Origin of the sequence: Methylobacterium sp. WL18 (assembly GCF_008040015.1) — a bacterium.
GTDB lineage: Bacteria > Pseudomonadota > Alphaproteobacteria > Rhizobiales > Beijerinckiaceae > Methylobacterium > Methylobacterium mesophilicum.
This window is the reverse complement of the sequence record NZ_VRVD01000719.1, coordinates 1-2,164: the sequence shown is the minus strand read 5'-3', so window position 1 is coordinate 2,164 and position 2,164 is coordinate 1. Positions and strand designations below refer to the sequence as shown.

General features: G+C 71.3%; 4 protein-coding genes. 3 read left to right on the top strand and 1 reads right to left on the bottom strand.

The annotated features are described in order from the left end of the window. From FV228_RS27455 to FV228_RS27445, 3 genes are all read left to right on the top strand, one after another. A partial coding sequence (locus tag FV228_RS27455) for a hypothetical protein (protein ID WP_210247826.1) occupies positions 1–325 on the top strand: 325 nt, incomplete at its 5' end. 119 nt (positions 326–444) lie between these two features. Further along, positions 445–714, top strand: a complete 270-nt coding sequence (locus FV228_RS27450) for a hypothetical protein (protein WP_147857400.1) — start codon at positions 445–447, stop codon at positions 712–714. 106 nt (positions 715–820) lie between these two features. Further along, the gene (locus FV228_RS27445; RefSeq protein ID WP_147857399.1) at positions 821–1,084 is read left to right on the top strand and encodes a hypothetical protein; all 264 of its coding nucleotides are present in this window, start codon (positions 821–823) and stop codon (positions 1,082–1,084) included. Positions 1,085–1,111: 27 nt separating this feature from the next. Here the strand turns inward: FV228_RS27445 and FV228_RS27440 are convergent, their stop codons facing one another. After that, positions 1,112–2,008, bottom strand: coding sequence for a dihydrodipicolinate synthase family protein (locus FV228_RS27440; RefSeq protein WP_147857398.1), 897 nt, complete (start codon positions 2,006–2,008; stop codon positions 1,112–1,114). Between the last annotated feature and the right edge of the window lie 156 nt (positions 2,009–2,164).

Sequence of the window (2,164 nt, the reverse complement as noted above, 5' to 3'; positions counted from 1 at the left end):
GCCTCGGGCGAAGGTGCGGCTCGCCCAATCGCGACGCGCCAAGATGCGGCTCGCCCAAATACGACTTGTCCAGATGCGCAAGCGCTACGCCCGGCTTCATCGGCACGACCGGCGCCGGCTCGCGGCGGGGGCGCTCCCGGTCCGGTTGGCGAAACGCCCGCCGCCGCAGACACTCGCGCTGCAGGGCGGGCTACCGGTGGGGCCGATCCGCGTCGAGTACCGGTTGCCCGAACACCCGGTCGAGCGGCCGTGGGTGCCCCAGGACGACAACCGCTGGCACGCGACGATCCTGCCGGCCTCGTCGGTACGCCCGCGACGATCCTGACACGACGCGCGGCGCCGTCACGGCGGACGCCGGGATCGGAACGCGATACACCGCCCGGCAGACCGGGACGGGCGATCGAACCCCGCCTCCCGCATACCGTTGTGCCGGCGGAGTTTCCCGTGACCGTCATCCGCCTCGTCGCCGCCGGCCTCGCCGTCTCGCTCAGCCTCGGCTCGGCCCGGGCGGTCGATCGCGATCTGACCGGCAGCATCGCCCGCCCCGCCGGGGGCGAGCCGGCTCAGGATATCGCGGTCGCCGCCCCTGACGGGCGGACCACCGCGGTCGTGCTTCCCAAGCAGAGCGTGACCATTTCGGCCCCCGTGCAGAGGGTGCTGCCACCGCTGAAGCCTCTGCCGAAATGGAATCCGCGGGTCTGCATCGGCTGCTGAGCGGTTTCCCGCGAAGGCGGCGCCGGCCAGACGGCCTCAGATCGGCGGAACTTGGCGGCGGACGCGCGCGTCGAACCGGTAACCCCATCGATCGCCCGAGTTGACCATGCGCGCCATCCTCCTCGCCGGCCTCTGCCTGTCGCCGCTTCTCGCCACCCCCGTCCTGGCCCAGGTACAGCAGAACAATCCCAACGCTGCGAACCAGTCCATGGAAAACAACAACCAGCTGCGGTCCCTGCGCCAGGAGCAGACGACGCAGGGCAACACGCTCCGGATGGAGATCCAGCGGAATCAGGCCGCGACGCCGGCCCCCAACACCGGGCCGAACGCGGTCGCACCGATCGGCGGCGGAACCGGGATCGGCCGCTGAGCCGAACCCGGGTCCCGCCGTCCGCGGTCAGGCGAGTGCGGGCAGGGCGGGGCGGCTCTCGATCGCCTTGCGCACGATCGCCTCGACCTCGGCCCGCCGCGCCCCGGACAGGGGCTTGCGCGGACCGCGCACATGCTCGGTCGAGTTGATTGCGAGGCGTTCGGCGAGCTTGATGTTCTGGACCAGGTAGGTCGAGACATCGAGGTCGAGGAGCGGCCGGAACCAGCGGTAGATCGCCAGCGCCTCCTGGGTGCGCCCAACCTGCATCAGCCGGTAGATCGCGACCGTCTCCGCCGGGAACGCGCAGACGAGGCCGGCGACCCAGCCGCAGGCGCCGACCGCGAGCGCCTCCAGCGCGAGGTTGTCGACGCCGGTGAGGACGGCGTACCGGTCGCCGAGCCGGTTGATGATCTCGGTGGTGCGGCGGATGTCGTCGGAGGATTCCTTGATGGCCACGAAGCGCGGATCCGCGGCCAGTTCCTCCATGATCTCGGGCGTGACGTCGACCCGGTAGGCGACGCGGTTGGAATAGATCATCACCGGCAGGTCGCCCGCGGCCGCCACGGCCCGCAGGGTCTCGACCGTCTCGGCCGGATCGGTGTGGTAGATCGGGCTCGGCACCACCATCAGGCCGCTGGCGCCGGCCTTGGCCGCCTTGGCGGCGAGGTCGCAGGCCTCGCGGGTGCCCGCCTCGGACACGGTCAGCAGGGTCGGCTTGCCCTTGGTGACCGACTGAGCCCGCTTGAGCACGTCGATGCGCTCGTCCTGGGTCAGCATCGGCCCCTCGCCGAGCGAGCCGCACACGATGATGCCGTCGCATCCGGCGTCCATCTGGAGGCTGAAGCAGCGCTCCATCTCGGCATGGTCGAGGCTGCCGTCGGGCTTGAACTTGGTCGTGACGGCGGGGATGACACCGGTCCACATGGTCGAATTTCCTTTTGTGTCAACGGTTTGAACAGTGCCGCGCTCGGGTCGCGCGGCCATGGCTTCGCCCACGCCTGGCACGGCGCGGCGGCGAAATCGGCCTGCCCGTCGGGGCAGGAGGCGCGGCTCAGGCCGCCTCGGCGGCCGGGGCGGGTG